This is a genomic window from Nocardia higoensis (assembly GCF_015477835.1).
Lineage (GTDB): Bacteria > Actinomycetota > Actinomycetes > Mycobacteriales > Mycobacteriaceae > Nocardia > Nocardia higoensis_A.
Window position 1 is genome coordinate 1,545,829 of record NZ_JADLQN010000001.1, and the last position, 16,616, is coordinate 1,562,444.

General features: G+C 69.0%; 15 protein-coding genes. 11 read left to right on the forward strand and 4 right to left on the reverse strand.

The genetic code is table 11. From position 1 onward, the window contains the following. Positions 1–122: 122 nt before the first annotated feature. Positions 123–668, reverse strand: a complete 546-nt coding sequence (locus IU449_RS06930) for a DUF6676 family protein (RefSeq protein WP_195001063.1) — start codon at positions 666–668, stop codon at positions 123–125. Positions 669–913: 245 nt separating this feature from the next. On the opposite strand from IU449_RS06930, the gene IU449_RS06935 reads away from it, so the two are divergent. The 3 genes from IU449_RS06935 (at position 914) to IU449_RS06945 (ending at position 5,838) form a co-directional block, all read left to right on the forward strand. Next, positions 914–3,730, forward strand: coding sequence for an aconitate hydratase (locus tag IU449_RS06935; protein ID WP_195001064.1), 2,817 nt, complete (start codon positions 914–916; stop codon positions 3,728–3,730). Positions 3,731–3,909: 179 nt separating this feature from the next. Next, positions 3,910–4,476: a TetR/AcrR family transcriptional regulator gene (locus IU449_RS06940; protein WP_067854883.1), complete on the forward strand. Its 567-nt coding sequence runs from the start codon at positions 3,910–3,912 to the stop codon at positions 4,474–4,476. 390 nt (positions 4,477–4,866) lie between these two features. Further along, positions 4,867–5,838, forward strand: a complete 972-nt coding sequence (locus IU449_RS06945; protein WP_195001065.1) for a hypothetical protein — start codon at positions 4,867–4,869, stop codon at positions 5,836–5,838. 26 nt (positions 5,839–5,864) lie between these two features. Here the strand turns inward: IU449_RS06945 and IU449_RS06950 are convergent, their stop codons facing one another. Together IU449_RS06950 and IU449_RS06955 are read right to left on the reverse strand one after the other, a co-directional pair. Further along, the gene (locus IU449_RS06950) at positions 5,865–6,143 is read right to left on the reverse strand and encodes a helix-turn-helix domain-containing protein (RefSeq protein WP_228803759.1); all 279 of its coding nucleotides are present in this window, start codon (positions 6,141–6,143) and stop codon (positions 5,865–5,867) included. A gap of 83 nt (positions 6,144–6,226) precedes the next feature. After that, a complete protein-coding gene (locus IU449_RS06955) occupies positions 6,227–7,858 on the reverse strand; it encodes an ABC-F family ATP-binding cassette domain-containing protein (protein ID WP_195001066.1) in 1,632 nt (543 codons plus the stop codon). Between the two features lie 185 nt (positions 7,859–8,043). Between IU449_RS06955 and IU449_RS06960 the strand changes: the two genes are divergently transcribed. The 8 genes from IU449_RS06960 (at position 8,044) to IU449_RS06995 (ending at position 15,459) form a co-directional block, all read left to right on the forward strand. Beyond that, positions 8,044–8,808 carry an SDR family oxidoreductase gene (locus IU449_RS06960; protein ID WP_195001067.1) on the forward strand — a complete coding sequence of 255 codons (765 nt, stop codon included), beginning with the start codon at positions 8,044–8,046 and terminating at the stop codon, positions 8,806–8,808. 29 nt (positions 8,809–8,837) lie between these two features. Then, positions 8,838–9,950 (forward strand): lycopene cyclase family protein, encoded by a 1,113-nt coding sequence (locus IU449_RS06965; protein WP_324188116.1) that lies wholly within the window; start codon positions 8,838–8,840, stop codon positions 9,948–9,950. Beyond that, the gene (locus IU449_RS06970; protein ID WP_195001069.1) at positions 9,950–10,954 is read left to right on the forward strand and encodes a Ku protein; all 1,005 of its coding nucleotides are present in this window, start codon (positions 9,950–9,952) and stop codon (positions 10,952–10,954) included. Before IU449_RS06965 ends, IU449_RS06970 begins: the two co-directional genes overlap by 1 nt. Before the next feature lie 84 nt (positions 10,955–11,038). Then, on the forward strand, positions 11,039–11,458 hold the full coding sequence (locus IU449_RS06975; protein ID WP_195001070.1) for a DUF4247 domain-containing protein: 420 nt from the start codon (positions 11,039–11,041) through the stop codon (positions 11,456–11,458). Positions 11,459–11,512: 54 nt separating this feature from the next. Next, positions 11,513–11,938, forward strand: a complete 426-nt coding sequence (locus IU449_RS06980) for a DUF350 domain-containing protein (RefSeq protein ID WP_195001071.1) — start codon at positions 11,513–11,515, stop codon at positions 11,936–11,938. Further along, positions 11,938–13,557 carry a polyamine aminopropyltransferase gene (locus IU449_RS06985; protein WP_195001072.1) on the forward strand — a complete coding sequence of 540 codons (1,620 nt, stop codon included), beginning with the start codon at positions 11,938–11,940 and terminating at the stop codon, positions 13,555–13,557. Before IU449_RS06980 ends, IU449_RS06985 begins: the two co-directional genes overlap by 1 nt. Before the next feature lie 59 nt (positions 13,558–13,616). Further along, a complete protein-coding gene (locus IU449_RS06990; RefSeq protein WP_195001073.1) occupies positions 13,617–14,273 on the forward strand; it encodes a TetR/AcrR family transcriptional regulator in 657 nt (218 codons plus the stop codon). Beyond that, positions 14,230–15,459 carry an oxygenase MpaB family protein gene (locus IU449_RS06995; RefSeq protein ID WP_195001074.1) on the forward strand — a complete coding sequence of 410 codons (1,230 nt, stop codon included), beginning with the start codon at positions 14,230–14,232 and terminating at the stop codon, positions 15,457–15,459. Before IU449_RS06990 ends, IU449_RS06995 begins: the two co-directional genes overlap by 44 nt. Before the next feature lie 130 nt (positions 15,460–15,589). Here the strand turns inward: IU449_RS06995 and IU449_RS07000 are convergent, their stop codons facing one another. After that, on the reverse strand, positions 15,590–16,555 hold the full coding sequence (locus IU449_RS07000) for an NAD(P)H-dependent flavin oxidoreductase (RefSeq protein WP_195001075.1): 966 nt from the start codon (positions 16,553–16,555) through the stop codon (positions 15,590–15,592). Between the last annotated feature and the right edge of the window lie 61 nt (positions 16,556–16,616).

Genomic DNA, 16,616 nt, shown 5'->3' on the forward strand with positions numbered 1-16,616 from the left:
GGGGCCGCCGATCTGCCCTCGGCGGCGGGCTTCAACAGAAATCGTGGGCACGCACGACTCCGGGCCGCGCCCTGAGGCGCGGCCCGGAGAAGTTCAGCGGAGAGGTGGGACCGGCGAGCGGGTCAGACCGCGCCCGAGCGCTGCCGTGCGGCCGCCGCGCGACGCGACTTGAGGTAGGCCAGGCCCGCGACGGCGACGGCGGTGCCGCCGAGCAGGATGCCGGTGACCGCGGTCCAGGAAACCGTTTCCGGCTCGGAGATCCGGTCGACGAAGATGCCCGCGGCGGTCACCGAATCGCCGTGTTTGCTCTTGGCCGCGTCCTCGGCCCACTCCAGGCGCACGCGGCTGATGGTGTCGCTGTAGGTGCCCACCCAGTCGTCGCTGAAGACCACCACGGTTCCGTGCTCGGTCTCGGCGACCTCGGTGGCCAGGTCCCGTAGATTGGAGTCGTGGCCTGGATTCCCGGGAATGACCACAATGCTCAGCGGGATGCCCTCGGCTCGCGCTTCGGCCACGATCGCCTCGAGCTCGGACTGGTCACGGCCCTCCGGCGTCGCCACGTGATTGTCGGCGACATCGGCCTTGATCGACTGCAGCGTGTCCTCGTCGATGGTGGGCGGCAGGCCCGCGGTGAGCGGGAAGAAAACCGAGGTATACGAGGGAGCCATCTTCCATCCGGTCTGTGTAGCCACGCCGACGGGCGCGACGGGTGTCGAGAGCACAGTACGCCACCCGGTCGCGAGCTGTTCGCTCGTGCCACGCCGAGCCGACCCCGGACGTTTCACAGGACAAGCGTACTGTTAGAGTTGTGTCGCGAGGTATCGGCGCTCCCAGCGGCCGGAGAACCTCCACAGACTCGAGTCACCGGCACAGCCCCGCCGGTGGCCCACCCTCACCGACGAGCGGAGCTGAAGTGACGACAAGTATCGATACTTTCGGCGCCAAGGGCACCCTCGAGGTCGGAAGCAACTCCTACGAGATCTTCCGCCTCTCCGCCGTGCCCGGCACCGAGAAACTCCCCTACGCACTCAAGGTCCTCGCGGAGAACCTGCTCCGCACCGAGGACGGCGCGAACATCACCGCCGACCACATCCGGGCCATCGCCAACTGGGACCCGGCCGCGGAACCGGACACCGAGATCCAGTTCACCCCGGCCCGCGTGATCATGCAGGACTTCACCGGCGTGCCCTGTGTGGTCGACCTCGCCACCATGCGTGAGGCCGTCACCGCCCTCGGCGGCGACCCGAACAAGGTCAACCCGCTCTCCCCCGCCGACATGGTCATCGACCACTCGGTCATCCTGGACGTCTTCGGCCGCGCCGACGCCCTCGAGCGCAACGTCGACCTCGAATACCAGCGCAACGGTGAGCGCTACCAGTTCCTGCGCTGGGGCCAGGGTGCCTTCGACGACTTCAAGGTCGTCCCCCCGGGCATGGGCATCGTGCACCAGGTGAACATCGAGTACCTGGCCCCGACCGTCATGGTCCGCAACGGCCAGGCCTACCCGGACACCTGCGTCGGCACCGACTCGCACACCACCATGGTCAACGGCCTGGGTGTGCTGGGCTGGGGCGTCGGCGGCATCGAGGCCGAGGCCGCCATGCTCGGTCAGCCGGTCTCCATGCTGATCCCGCGCGTGGTCGGCTTCAAGCTCACCGGTGAGATCAACCCGGGCGTGACCGCGACCGACGTCGTGCTCACCGTCACCGACATGCTGCGCAAGCACGGCGTGGTCGGCAAGTTCGTCGAGTTCTACGGCGCGGGCGTCGCCGAGGTCCCGCTGGCCAACCGCGCCACGCTGGGCAACATGAGCCCCGAGTTCGGCTCGACCGCCGCGATCTTCCCGATCGACGCCGAGACCATCAACTACCTGCGCCTGACCGGCCGCAGCGACGAGCAGCTCGCGCTCGTCGAGGCGTACGCCAAGGAACAGGGCATGTGGCACGACGCCGACCACGAGCCGAAGTACTCGGAGTACCTCGAGCTCGATCTGAGCACCGTGGTGCCTTCGATCGCCGGCCCGAAGCGTCCGCAGGACCGCATCCTGCTCAGCGAGGCGAAGACCGCCTTCCGCAAGGACATCTGCAACTACGTCAGCGACACGGTCGGCTACCCCGAGGCCGCGACCCCGCACTCGAAGCTGGACGAGGCCGTCGAGGAGTCCTTCCCGGCCAGCGATCCGGCGGTGCTGTCCTTCGCCGACGACGACGCGGTGAGCTACTCCGCCGCCAACGGCGCCGAGGGCCGCCCGAGCAAGCCGGTCAAGGTGGTCTCCGAGGAGCGCGGCGAGTTCGTGCTCGACCACGGCGCGGTCGTGGTCGCGGGCATCACCTCCTGCACCAACACCTCCAACCCGTCGGTCATGATCGGCGCGGCGCTGCTGGCCCGCAACGCGGTGGAGAAGGGCCTGACCTCCAAGCCGTGGGTGAAGACCAACATGGCGCCCGGCTCGCAGGTCGTCGCCGACTACTACGAGAAGGCCGGCCTGTGGCCGTACCTGGAGAAGCTGGGCTTCTACCTTGGCGGGTTCGGCTGCACCACCTGCATCGGCAACACCGGTCCGCTGCCGGAGGAGATCTCCAAGGCGGTCAACGACAACGATCTGTCGGTCACCGCGGTGCTCTCGGGCAACCGCAACTTCGAGGGCCGCATCTCCCCCGACGTGAAGATGAACTACCTGGCCTCCCCGCCGCTGGTCATCGCCTACGCCCTCGCGGGCACCATGGACTTCGACTTCGAGACCGACCCGCTGGGCCAGGACACTGACGGCAACGACGTCTTCCTGAAGGACATCTGGCCCTCGGCGCAGGAGATCGACGACACCATCAAGGCGACCATCAGCCAGGACATGTTCCGCAAGTCCTACGCCGAGGTCTTCAAGGGCGACCACCGCTGGCAGAACCTGGAGACCCCGGAGGGTGACACCTTCGCCTGGGATCCGAACTCCACCTACGTCCGCAAGGCGCCGTACTTCGACGGCATGACGATGGAGACGACCCCGGTCGAGGACATCAAGGGCGCGCGCGTGCTGGCGCTGCTGGGTGACTCGGTGACCACCGACCACATCAGCCCGGCCGGTCCGATCAAGCCCGGCACCCCCGCCGCGCAGTACCTGGATGCGCACGGCGTCGAGCGCAAGGACTACAACTCCCTGGGCTCGCGTCGCGGCAACCACGAGGTGATGATCCGCGGCACCTTCGCCAACATCCGGCTGCGCAACCAGCTGCTCGACGACGTCTCGGGTGGGTACACCCGCGACTTCACCCAGGAGGGTGGCCCGCAGGCGTTCATCTACGACGCCTCGCAGAACTACCAGGCCGCGGGTATCCCGCTGGTCGTGCTGGGCGGCAAGGAATACGGTTCGGGCTCCTCGCGCGACTGGGCTGCCAAGGGCACCCGCCTGCTGGGCGTGAAGGCCGTCATCACCGAGTCCTTCGAGCGCATCCACCGCTCGAACCTCATCGGCATGGGCGTCATCCCGCTGCAGTTCCCGGCGGGCGAGTCGGCCAAGTCGCTGGGCCTGGACGGCACCGAGACCTTCGACATCGAGGGCATCACCAAGCTGAACGAGGGCGTCACCCCGAAGACGCTGAAGGTCACCGCCACCAAGGAAAGCGGCGAGAAGGTCACCTTCGACGCCGTGGTCCGCATCGACACCCCCGGTGAGGCGGACTACTACCGCAACGGCGGCATCCTGCAGTACGTGCTGCGCAACATGATTCGCGGCTGAGTGCGCGTATCGACGACGATGTCACCCGTGGCCGCGCCATAGGTGACACCGCCGAAGGCACACGGGTCCGCGCACCGGTTCATCGCGAATCGGTGCGCGGACCTCGCCACATCCACGTACCACCATCCGCGGCGTCGTGTTCTGCCGCATTCGTGTACCGCCGAGGAGGAGCCCGCCCCATGCCCAAGGTCAGCGATGACCACCTCGCCGCGCGGCGCAGCCAGATCCTCGACGGTGCGCGACGCTGCTTCGCCGAATACGGCTACGACGGTGCGACCGTGCGCCGCCTCGAAGAGCGGATCGGACTCTCGCGCGGCGCGATCTTCCACCATTTCCGCGACAAAGACGCGCTGTTCCTCGCGCTGGCCCAAGAGGATGCCGAGCGGATGGCCGATGTGGCCGCCAACCAGGGCATCGTGCAGGTCATGCGCGACATGCTCGCCGATCCCGAGCAGTTCAACTGGCTGGGCACGCGGCTCGAGATCGCGCGCAGGCTGCGCACCGACCCGGAGTTCCGGGCCGGCTGGACCCAGCGTTCGGCGGAACTGACCGCGGCCACGCTGGCCCGGCTGGAACGCCGCAAGGCGGCCGGCGCGCTGCGCGACGACGTGCCCACCGACGTACTGCTCGGCTATCTCGATCTCGTGCTCGACGGGCTGATCGCGCGCATCGCCTCCGGACACACCAACGAAAATCTGTCCGCGGTACTCGATCTCGTCGAGGCGTCGGTCCGCCGCAAGGACTGATCGCCCCGTCGGCCGGTGGGTGCGTCGGGTCGCGACACGGACGCGCCCACCGGTGGACCGGGCCACACCGGACATCCTGAATGCCTCGCCCCCGGCGGGCCCGGCCGGAGGTAACTGCACAATCGCTGATCATCGACGCCGTGGGCGCCGGAATCGGCTGGCTGCGAGCCGGTTCCCGCACCATGATCTGTTGGCCGACCGGGCGTAATTGCGCTGAACCGGGCCGCGACGGCGGACCGCGACGGTATCATTCGAAGCGCATCCGCCACGCCGTGGCAAATCACGAGCAGACGCGACACGAGCAGACGCGACACGATCGGAGAGCGAGCCACCCATGGGCCCCGCAACCGTCCGTCCCCCGGACCGCGACAGCATTCGCGGCGGCCCGGGATGAACGGGTCCGGGCGCGGGCCCGCCCGACGCGATTCGGTGCTCATCGTCTGCGACTCCGCCGACCCGCATGCGGCCGCCGTGGCCGAGATGGTGCGCGAGATACACGGACTCGACGTGATCCGGTTCGATCCGAGCGACTACCCGCGCACCTACGGCAGCTTCCGGGTCGACCGGCTCGGCACGGCGCGGGCGCTGACCCAGACCGTCGGCTTGGACCAGGTTCGCTCGGTGTGGTGGCGGCCGCTCACGCCGAGCCGCTCGGCACAGATCCCCGGCGTCGACAGCGACTTCGAGCCCGACGCCTGCGACGGCTTCCTGGAGGGCATGCTGTGGTCGATTCCGGCACGCTGGGTCAACGATCCGGGCGCCGACCGCACCGCGAGCAGGCGGATCGTGCAGTGGGAGACCGCGGTGCGCGCCGGGCTCCGGGTGCCGGAGACGCTGGTGACCAACGATCCGGACGAGGCCCGCAGTTTCACCGAGTCACGTCCTGGCCCCGTGGTTTTCAAGCGGGACGGCACGCACCGGGCGGCCTGCGCGCAGGCCAGGATCGTCGGCCGCGACGACCTCGCGCAGATGTCGGACATCCGCCGCGCGCCCGCCGCTTTCCAGGACTACGTGCAGGCCGAATGCGAACTGCGCGTGGTGTGGGTGGACGGCGTCGAATGGACGGTGCGCATCGATGCGGCGCCGGGCGTCGCGCGGCTGTTCGACCGGCCGCGCGAGTCGGTGACCTTCGGGGTGGCCACCCTGCCCGCCTCGGTCAGCAAGTCGCTGTCCACCCTGATGGGCGCCCTGGGACTGGGCTTCGGCGTGCTGGACCTGCGCATCGGCCTCGACGGCGAGTACTACTTCCTCGAGGTCGACCCCCGCGGCCGGTTCGACCACCTCGCCGCCGCGACCGGCCTGCCGATCTTCGACAGCATGGCCGACCTGCTGGCCGACGACGAGATGGTGACCGGCCGCTGACGCCTGTGCCCGCGGACCGCAGTGGGCTACTTGTCGGCGTTCTTGCGCCGGTTCGCACCGCCGCGGCTGCGCAACTGCACGTGCGATTCCACCAGCACATTGTGGATGAACCCGTAGGAACGCCCGGTGGACCGTGCCAGGGAGCGGATGCTCGCCCCCGCTTCGTATTGCTTCTTCAACTGATTCTGCAAACGGTCACGGGATTTTCCCGTGACGCGGGTGCCCTTGCTCAATCCGGTTTTCGTCACCGTCCCGCCCTTGTTCTGTGTGGCGGTGGATCTGTTCTGTGTGGGCCTGTCGCTCATGGCTTCCTCCGAGTCGCCGAGCAGCGCGTCATTCCAGGCTAAGCACTCATCAGGAAACGATCAACGAAATGATGTGATCCAACTCACGCGAGCTGAATCAACTCCAGATACTCGGCCGACCAATGGTCCTCGGTGCCGTCGGGCAGCAGAATGACCCGCTCCGGAGACAACGCCTCCGCCGCGCCCGGATCGTGGGTAACCAGAACGACCGCGCCCGCGTAGGTGCGCAACGCGTCGAGCACCTGCTCGCGCGAGACCGGATCCAGGTTGTTGGTCGGCTCGTCGAGCAGCAGCACGTTCGCCGCCGAGGAGACCAGCCCGGCGAGCGCGAGCCGGGTCTTCTCACCGCCGGACAGCGTGCCCGCCGGCTGATCCAGCTGGGGACCGGTGAACATGAACGCACCCAGCAGGCCGCGAAGCTCCTGCTCACCGGCATCGGGAGCGGCGTGGCGGATGTTCTCCCACACCGTCGCGTTGTCGTCGAGGGTGTCGTGCTCCTGGGCGAAATACCCGATCTTCAGGCCGTGACCGGGCACCAGTCCACCCGCGCTCGGCTGCTCCACGCCGGCCAGCAGGCGCAGCAGTGTCGTCTTGCCCGCACCGTTGAGGCCGAGCACCACGACCCGGCTGCCGCGGTCGATGGCCAGGTCGACGCCGGTGAAGATCTCCAGCGAGCCGTACATCTTGGTTAGGTTCTCGGCCATCAGCGGCGTCTTGCCGCACGCGGCGGGTTCGGGGAACTTGATGCGCGCCACCTTGTCGGCCACGCGCACCTCGTCGAGTTCGCCGAGAAGTCGTTCAGCCCGCTTGACCATGTTCTGTGCCGCAACGGCTTTCGTGGCCTTCGCGCCGAGCTTGGCGGCCTGGGCCTTCAGCGCCGACGCCTTCTTCTCGGCATTGGCGCGTTCCCGGCGGCGGCGCTGCTCGTCGGTGGCGCGGGCGTCGAGGTACTTCTTCCAGCCCATGTTGTAGACATCGGCCTCGCCGCGCACGGCGTCGAGGAACCACACCTTGTTGACCACGGCCTCGAGCAGTTCGACATCGTGGCTGATGACGATCAGACCGCCGTCGTGGTTCTGCAGGAAGCCGCGCAGCCAGGTGATCGAGTCGGCGTCGAGGTGGTTGGTCGGCTCGTCGAGCAGCAGGATGCGGTCCGAGCGCCCGCCGCTGCCGTCCGAGGCCGAGAACAGGATGCGCGCGAGCTCGATGCGGCGGCGCTGACCGCCGGAGAGGGTGCGCAGCGACTGACCGAGCACCCGGTCGGGCAGGCCGAGGCTGTGGCAGATGCGCGCGGCTTCGCTTTCGGCGACGTAACCGCCCAGCGCCGAGAACCGGTCCTCGAGCCTGCCGTACTTGCGGACCGCCTTCTCGCGCTCGTTCTCGTCGGCCACCTCGGCCATCACAGCCTGCTGCTTCTCCATGTCGCGGATCAGCGTGTCGAGTCCGCGCGCGGAGAGCACCCGGTCGCGGGCGAGCACGTCGAGGTTGCCTTCGCGGGGGTCCTGCGGGAGGTAGCCGATCTCGGTGGAGCGCACGATCTTTCCCGCGTACGGCTCGCCTTCCCCCGCGAGGATGCGCAGGGTGGTGGTCTTGCCCGCGCCGTTGCGCCCGACCAGGCCGATCCGGTCGCCGGCCTGCACGCGCAGCGCCGGACCCGGCGCCGAGAGCAGCGTACGGACGCCGGCCCGGACCTCGAGATCGGTCGCGGTGATCACAGATGTGCTCCTCTGGGGAAGTGCGGGGTGGCGACGGTGAATGTGTCCTGCAGGCCGCAGTGTAGGTACTCGGCCGACACGCCAACCAACGATTTTACCTGCACCCGCGTGCCACGCCGCCGCCGAGGAGCCCGGTGTGACCGTGATAACCGGGCCGCGATTGCCCTTCGGTAGCGTGCGGTGTCATGAGTACCGATCTGTTGGGCAAGAGCGCGCTGGTCAGCGGCGCGAGCAGGGGCATCGGCAAGGCGGCCGCCGCCGAACTGCTGCGGCGTGGCGCGAACGTGCTGATCACCGCCCGCAAAATCGAGCCGCTCGAACAGGCTGCCGAGGAGTTGCGCGCCCTCGGGCACCAGGGCGAGGTGGCCGTCATCGCGGGCAACTCCGGTGACGAGCAGGCGCGCGCCGAAGCGGTCGCGCGCGCGGTCACCGAGTTCGGCTCGCTGGACATCCTGATCAACAACACCGGCATCAACCCCGTTTTCGGCCCGCTCATGGAGGCCGACCTCGATGCCGTGCGCAAGATCTTCGACGTCAATGTGGTCGCCGCGCTCGGTTACGCACAGCAGGCCTACAAGGCGTGGATGGGTGAGCACGGCGGGGCGATCGTCAATGTCGCCAGTGTGGCGGGTCTGCGCTCGACCGGTGTCATCGCCGCCTACGGCGCCTCCAAGGCGGCGTTGATCCGCCTGACCGAGGAGCTGGCCTGGCAACTCGGTCCGAAGATCCGCGTCAACGCGGTGGCGCCCGGCGTGGTCAAGACCAAGTTCGCCGACGCGCTGTACTCCGCCGACGAGGAGCGCGCCGCGAGTGCCTACCCGATGAAGCGGCTGGGCAGTCCGGAGGACGTCGCTCGCCTGATCGCCTTCCTGGCCTCCGACGAGGCCGCATGGATCACCGGGGAGACGGTCCGCGTCGACGGCGGCCTGCTGGCGACCGGCGGACTCTGAGACATGCGCGACCCGTGGGCGCGGCGCCGGTGAACAGCTCCGATGTCGTCATCTGCGGGCTCGGCCCGGCCGGCCGGGCCCTGGCGCACCGCTGCCTGGCGCGCGGCCTGCGGGTCACCGTGGTCGATCCCGCCCCGCGGCGGCGGTGGACGGCGACCTACGCGGTGTGGGCCGACGAACTGCCCGGCTGGCTCGACAAGGGCGTGACAGCGGCGCGGATCGAGCATCCGGTGGCGTGGGGGTATGAGCGGCATGAGCTCGACAGGGCGTATTCGGTTCTCGACACCGGCGTGCTGCAGGACTCGCTGAGCATCGAGGGAGCCGACGTGGTCGCCGAGCGCGCGACCCACCTGACCGCCCACACGCTCACCACCGCGAGCGGCAGGCAGTTGCGTGCCGACCGGGTGATCGACGCGCGCGGATTGGCGCGCTCGCCACGAAGGGCGGAGCAGACCGCCTACGGCGTCGTCGTGACGAAGGCGATCGAGCGCGACGATGCGACGCTGTTCATGGACTGGCGTGCCGACAACGGGGCCGAGTCCGCGGCCCCGCGTTCGTTCCTCTATGTCGTGCCGCTCGGCGCGGGCGCGACCTTGTTCGAGGAGACCTGTCTGGCCGGGCGTCCCGCCCTGGGGCTGCGCGAGTTGCGCGAACGGCTCGAGCACCGGCTGGCAGCGCGTGGCATCGCGCTCGACGGCAGCGAATCCGTCGAACGAGTTCGCTTTCCGGTGGAGGGCGGCAGGCCGGGCGCGCATCGGTTCGGCGCGGCAGGCGGCTTCCTGCATCCGGCCACCGGTTACAGCGTCGCGGCCTCGTTGAGCGCCGCCGACGAGTTCGCCGGCGGCGGTCCCGCCCGGCTCGGCCGCGTGCGCGCGGTGCACGCGTTGCGGGCCGCCGGGTTGCGCGCGCTGCTGGCCCTGCCGCCCGCTGATATACCGCTGTTCTTCGACGCGTTCTTCTCCCTGCCCGCGCATCGGCAACGCGCGTATCTGTCCGGCCGGGACGACCCGTACGGCGTCGCCGACGCCATGTGGGCCCTGTTTCCCGCCGTTCCGCCCCGGTTGCGCACCCGAATCGCCGTCGCTACCTGCGGTTTCACGTTTCGGTCCCGGATGCCGACCGGTTCGTCCATCATGGAGTGATGGCACGGGCTATCTGGAAAGGATCGATTGCGTTCGGGCTGGTCAACGTCCCGGTGAAGGCGTACACCGCCACCGAGGACCACGACATCAAATTCCACCAGGTGCACGCGAAGGACGGCGGCCGCATCAAGTACCAGCGTGTGTGCACCCTCGACGGCAAGCCCGTGGACTATGTCGACATCGCCAAGGCCTACGAATCCCCGGAGGGCGGGACGGTCATCCTCTCCGAGGAGGATTTCGCCCGGCTGCCCGCGGCCGAGAAGCACGAGATCCCGGTGCTGCAATTCGTGCCGTCCGAGCAGATCGATCCGATCTTCTACGACAAGAGCTACTACCTCGAGCCCGACTCCAACACCCCGAAGGCCTACCTGCTGCTGGCCAAGACCCTCGAGCGCATCGACCGTACGGCACTGGTGCACTTCACGCTGCGCCAGAAGACGCGACTGGCCGCGCTGCGGGTGCGCGAGGGCATGCTGATGGTGCAGACCTTGCTGTGGCCCGACGAAGTGCGCGCGATCGAGTTCGAGTCGCTGCAGGACGCCGCCGAGCCGCGGCCGCAGGAGATCAAGATGGCCGAGACGCTCGTGGAGAGCATGTCCGACGATTTCGATCCCTCGCAGTTCACCGACGAGTACCAGGTCGAGCTGCAGAAGGTGCTCGACGAAGCCATCGAGCGCGGCGGAACGATGCCCGAACGCGCCGAACCCGCCCCGGCCGCGACCGACGCCGAGGTGGTCGATCTGGTGGCCGCGTTGCAGCGCAGCCTGGAGGCCAGCGGCAGGCGTGCCTCGGGGTCCGCGGGCACGGCCGCGAAGAAGTCCGGGACGGCCGCGAAGAAGAGCGGCCGAGCCTCCGGGACGGCCGCGAAGAAGAGCACGGGTGGATCGTCGGGCACGACGGCGAGCAAGAGCGCGGCGGGCAAGGGCACCGCGCGCAAGAGCACCGCGAAGAAGGCCCCCGCGAAGAAGACCGCGCAGAAGGCGCCGACGCGAAAAGGGGCATGATCGCCTGCTACAGTGCCAGACGAGTTCAGGAGGGAACTCGCGGATTTCGCCACCGGGTCGTCCCGGAGTTCTATGGGGGGATGTATGCACCGCCTCTGCCGGTCGATGCTGGCCGTCGCCGGGACGTTCACGCTGGTGTTCGCCCTGGTCGCCTGCGGTGACGACGCACAGACCGCCCGAGAGTTCGTGGCGGCGAAGTACACCAGGGCCACGTCGCTCGACCAGGTCAACGACGGGCGGGCCTACACCGCGACCCTGGCCCCCGCCGCCGTGGTCGAGGCCATCACCGAAGCCGAACGGCCACTGGACAACCGGACTCTGGATCAGCGCGTCTATCTGCAGTATCGCGACGACATCCTCACCGTGGCCGCGCACGGCGCGGGCGCGCTGATCCTGGTCGACCAGTACCGCAACGGATACCGGCGCCACCAGTCGGCCGCCTCGGGTTTCGGCTGGCAGAGCGAGCCCCCGGGCAGCGAATACCGAAGCAGCAGCGGGAAATAGCGGCAGCGGGAAACAGCGGCGGCGACAGCACAGCGGAGCACGAGGGAGACAAGCATGCTCGAAGACATCGCGACCGAGGCAGCGGCCGCGCTGGCATACACCGGGGTGGGGCTGGCGCTGATGGTGCTCGGGTTCGTGGTCGTCGATATCCTGACGCCGGGCAGTCTGCGGTCGCAGATCTGGGTCGAGCGCAATCGCAACGCCTCGATCCTGGTCGCCTCGAACCTGCTCGGCGTCGGCGTGATCGTGGCGATGGCGATCTGGACCTCGCACGGGGCCATCGGCGAAGGGGTGCTCTCCGCCGCCGTGTACGGCGTGATCGGGCTGGCCGCCATGGCGGTGTCGTTCCTGCTGCTCGACCTGCTCACGCCCGGCAAGTTCCGCGATGTGGTCGACGACCGGACGATCCACCCGGCGGTGTGGGTGACGGCTTCTCTGCACATCGCGGTGGCCCTCGTGGTGGCCGCGGCGCTGTCCTAGTGCGTTCGGGAGCCGTCGCGCCGGAACAGGCAGACGAGGCGGCTGTCACCGGCGCCGAAGCAGGGGCAGTCCTCGACCTCTCCGCGCGGCCGGGCCGTTCGCGGACCGCCCGGGTCGCGCTGCTGCTGGTGGCATTCGTGTGCGCGGCCTGCGGCCTGGTCTACGAGCTGTCGCTGGTGACGCTGGGCAGTTACCTGATCGGCGACACCGCCGCGCAGGCGTCGATCACGTTGAGCGTCATGGTCTTCGCCATGGGCATCGGCGCGCTGGCCGCGAAGCCGCTGCGCCGCCGAGCGGCCACCGCATTCCTCTGCGTCGAGCTGGCACTGGCACTGCTGGGCGGATTATCGGTTCTGATGCTCTACGCCGCCTACGCGTGGCTCGATATCTACACCGCCGCGCTCATCGTCGCGGCGACCGTCCTCGGCATCCTGGTGGGGGCGGAGATCCCCTTGCTGATGGAGTTGCTGCAGCGTATTCGCAGACAGGAGCCGGGCAGCGCGGTCGCCGACCTGTTCGCCGCGGACTACGTCGGTGCGCTGCTCGGCGGGCTGGCCTTCCCCTTCCTGCTGCTGCCCGCCTTCGGGCAGATCAGGGGCAGCCTGATCGTCGGGGTGGTCAACGCCGCGGCCGGCGCGGTGCTGGTGTTCGTCCTCTTCCGCGACCAGATGGGCCGCCCCGCGCGCTGGGTGCTGACCACGCTGACCGTGCTGGTGGCGCTGGTGCTCGGCGGAAGTTATCTGTATGCCGACCGTTTCGAGGCGACCGCCCAGCAGGCGTTGTTCGCCCATCCGATCGTGCGGCACGAGCAGACCAGATACCAGAGCATCGTGCTGACCGAATCGCTGTCCCCGTTCGCCACCTCGGACGTGCGGCTCTACCTCAACGGCGACCTGCAATTCTCCTCCGTTGACGAGTATCGATATCACGAGGCGCTGGTCCATCCGACGCTCGCGGGACCGCGCCGGACCGTACTGGTCCTCGGCGGCGGCGACGGGCTGGCGTTGCGGGAGATCCTGCGCTATCCCGATGTGGAGTCGGTGACGTTGGTGGAGCTCGATCCCGACATGATCCGGCTCGCCCGCACCGAGCCGCGGCTGCTCGCATTGAACGGCGACGCGTTCGCCGATCCCCGGGTCGATGTGGTCAACGCCGACGCGTTCGGCTGGTTACGCGAGAGTCCCCGGCAGTTCGACGCGGTGCTCATCGACCTGCCCGACCCGGATCAGACCTCCATCGCCAAGCTCTACACCAAGGAGTTCTACGCGATGGCGGCCGATGTGCTCGCGCCGGGCGGCACCATGTCGGTGCAGTCGGGGTCGCCGTTCTTCGCGCCGCGCTCGTTCTGGTGCATCGCGGCGACGATGCGGGCGGGCGGGTTGCGCATCCTGCCGTATCACGTGGACGTGCCCAGTTTCGGCGACTGGGGATTCGTCCTGGCCACCCGCGACGTCGAACCGGCGCTGCGCCTGGACCCACCCACCCCGCCGCGATCGATCGACGCCGAGAGCCTGCGGGCGGCCGCGGTGTTCGCGCCCGACCGCCGCGACCCCGGCGCACCGATCTCCACTCTGATGCACCCGGTGATCGTCGATCTGGAACTGCGGGAATGGCGTTGACGCCGCTCGGGTGAGGTCGCACCGTTGACCCAATGAAACAATCTTTGTACATTTGTTTCATGCCCGAGCCCCACGACGATGTGGACGAAGCGATCCTGGATGCGGCACTCGCGCGCATCCTGCAGGTCGGCATCCGGCGCAGCAGCCTCGAGGACATCGCGCGCCGCGCCGGGGTCAGCCGCGTCACGATCCACCGGCGGTTCGGCGGCAAGGACAATGTGGTCGAGGCGATGCTCGGCCGCGAGACCCGGCGCATGCTCGATGAGGTCACCGCCATCGCGACCACCGCCTCCGGCGTCGACGCCCAGATCGAGGAGACCATCCTCTACGTCCTGCTGCAGACCCGGATGCACCGCATGGTGACCGAACTGCTGCGCGTCGCCCCCGAGGAAGTACTGGGCTTCTACACCGTGCAGGGCGAGCGGCAGGTGCGCATGGGCATCGACTACATCGTCGACATGCTCGGGCACGCACGCGAACTCGGACTCATCGACGACTACGACATCGAACCGGTCGCGGAACTCGTCGCCCGCCTCGCCCATTCACTCATGCTCACACCGAACGGCGGTGGCGTCGACTTCACCGATCCGGCCGCCGCCCGCCATTTCGTCCGCACAACCGTCGTGCCGCTGATGAAGCACGGAATCGCCACCGCAGCAAAGGAACACACCGATGACCGCCACCACACCACGACCGATTCCCACTCGGCACCCTGACAGCCCGCGCAAGGTTCCCGGCCTCGGTCCGTTCGCGAAGCTGCTCGGCATCGGCGATCCCGACGAGCAACAGTGGCGCAGGCTGGGCGAATCGCTGCTCGTCGGCGACAAGCCGATGGACGATCTCGTCGAGTGGATGTACGCCGAGGGCATGGGCACGACGCGCCCGATGTTCGACAGGGCGCTCGAGGTCGGCATCGACAACGTGCCCGGTGCGCCGGAGCCGCTGCGGCGCTTCTTCGCCGAGGTCGAGGCCACACCGGACTGGGTCGATCAGGACCTGCTGCGCCGGGGCGAGCGGGTGTACCGCTCCGGCGGCAACGACGCGCTGTACTTCGCCCGCGACGTCTCCTTCGTCGGCGGCTATCTCGCCTCCGGTTTCAACAAGACGCTCCTGCGCACCGGCGCCCTGGAGAAGGGACCCGGCAAGCGTTTCGCCGAGACCCTGACCTGGGCGATGGACGTCTCCTCGGTGAACGGCATGGCGCGCTACGGGCGCGGATACCGCTCCACGCTGCATGTGCGCTTCATCCATTCGATGGTGCGCCGCCACGTCGAGGCGATGCCGGACTGGCGCACCGACGACTGGGGCCTGCCGATCAATCAGACCGACATGGCCGCGACGCTGGTCGGCGCCCTGCTCGCCCCGTTCGTCGGCGGCATGGCCATGGGCATCGTGCCCTCGCGCGCGGACATCGTCGCCGCCGCGCACCTGACCCGCTACGTCGGCTGGCTGATCGGCGTGGAAGACCAGTGGCTGCCGCACGGTTTCCGCGACGGCGTGCGCATTCTCAACCACTGCATGACGGCCATCACCAACCCCGACGACACCAGCAGGCAACTGGCCCTCCCGATGGCCGACGACCCCCTCAACTGGCATTACCGCAATCTGCCCGGCCTGCGCGGCCGGATCGCGCGGGCCCAGCACCTGTCGGTCGCCGGCACCTTTCTCGGCCCGAAGGCCATGCGTGTGCTCGGCCTGCCCGCCTACATGCCGCCGTGGTACCCGGCGCTGCGGATCCCGATCAACCTCGCCAACAGCCTCGCCAATGCCGTGGTGCCCGGTCAGCGTGACCGTGCCGCCGTGCGTGGGCGCCAGGCGCAGGAGGCGTTCGTGCGTCTGCTGACCGGGGAGGACGCGGCCACCATCGGCGAGTCCGCGCCCGCGATGGACAAGTCCGCCTGATTCCTCGACGGTCACGCACGGGGCCATACCACTGCGCGGTGTGGCCCCGTCTCGGGCCACACCGCAGGCGTACAGCCGGTGCCCGTCCGGCGGCACCGGCTGTACGCCTGCCGACCTCCGCACCGGTCGGTCAGCCGACCAGCAGACGCTCGCGCGCGGCCGCGTACTCGGCGGCGAGCTGGTCGACCACCTTCGCGGTGGGCCGGATCTCGGCGACGCCGCCGACCCCGTGACCCGCGCCCCAGATGTCGCGCCACGCCTTCGCGCCGACGACCTCCCCGTCGCCGAAGTCCATCGTCGCGGCTTCGCTGGCCGCGAGCGCCTCGGGATCGATGCCCGCGGCCACGATGCTCGGCCGCAGGTAGTTGCCGTGCACGCCGGTGAAGCGGTCGGTGTAGACGATGTCGGCGGCCGAGGAGTCCACGATCATCTGCTTGTACTCCGTCGCCGCGTTGGCCTCGTCGGTGGCGATGAACATCGACCCGATATAGGCGAAATCGGCACCCGCTGCCTGGGCGGCGAGCACCGACCGGCCGTGCGCGATCGAGCCCGACAGCGCCAGCGGCCCGTCGAACCAGGAACGGATCTCCTGGACCAGGGCGAACGGCGACTGGGTGCCCGCGTGCCCGCCCGCGCCCGCGGCGACGGCGATGAGCCCGTCAGCGCCTTTGTCGATCGCCTTGCGCGCGAAGGCGTCGTGGATCACGTCGTGCAACACCACACCGCCGTAGGCGTGGATGCGCTCGTTGACATCCGGTCGCGCGCCCAGCGAGGTGATGACCACCGGCACCTGGAACTCCTCGACGACCCGCAGGTCCTCTTCCAGCCGGTCGTTGCTCTTGTGCACGATCAGGTTCACCGCGTACGGCGCGCTCGGTGACTCCGGGTGCGCGGCGTCGTGGGCGGCCAGCGCCTCGGTGATCCTGTTCAGCCAGACCCGCAGCTCCGATTGCGGGCGGGCGTTGAGGGACGGGAACGAGCCGATCACCCCGGCCGAACACTGGGCGATCACCAGATCCGGGGTGGACACGATGAACATCGGCGAGGCGATCACCGGCAGGCGGAGTCGGTCACGCAGGACGCTGGGCAGGCTCATGGAACATCCTAGAAAGCGGCTGAAGCGGTCGGATCGAGCATAAGCGGCACGGTCGTATCAG